The sequence below is a fragment of the Microbacterium petrolearium genome (assembly GCF_054782875.1).
This window is the reverse complement of sequence record NZ_BAAGRQ010000092.1, coordinates 1-552: the sequence shown is the minus strand read 5'-3', so window position 1 is coordinate 552 and position 552 is coordinate 1. Positions and strand designations below refer to the sequence as shown.

Here is a 552-nt window from a genome sequence, read left to right as displayed (position 1 = left end):
CTCAGGTTCAGCTCGCGCTCCATCGCGGCGACCAGGCCTGGTGCGTAGCCCGCTGTGGCGGTCTCGACGTCGGACTGTCCAACAGCGGCGACGGCGTTGATGGTGCCGGCAAAGAGGCCCACGGTGGCGGTTGCCACGGCGACGCCCCGGAGGGAAGTACGTCTCATCTCCAGCGACTCCTTGTGTCGTAGAGCGGGTGAAAGGTCCACCCACGGGCGATTTTTCACCCGCAGCGACACTGTAGGAGGAGGTGGACGTCGCGCCCAGATCACACTCAGGTCATACATACTTCCTATGGAGGGGAAACTACGTACGCGCCGAGGCGGGGATGGGGCGGGGGCGGGTCAGCCGAGCATGCCGTACATCGCCAGCCACTGCTCGTACTGCGGGCTGCGCCGGACGGCGTCGCGGTGCGCGCGGTGGGCCGCGCCCTCGACGGCCTCGAGGTCGACCCGCAGGTCGGCGTCGTTGCGCCAGCCGAGGTAGTGGGTGCGGCGCAGCGGCGCACCCGCGAGGGGGACCGTCACGGCCCCGGGCGGGTCGAGCTGCCCC

The 552-nt window shown here is 70.1% G+C and carries 1 pseudogene; it reads right to left on the bottom strand.

Features of this window, described 5'->3' with window-relative positions:
• Nucleotides 1–344: 344 nt before the first annotated feature.
• Nucleotides 345–552: pseudogene (locus tag ACYVJ0_RS13780) on the bottom strand (LysR family transcriptional regulator); the annotation flags it as partial.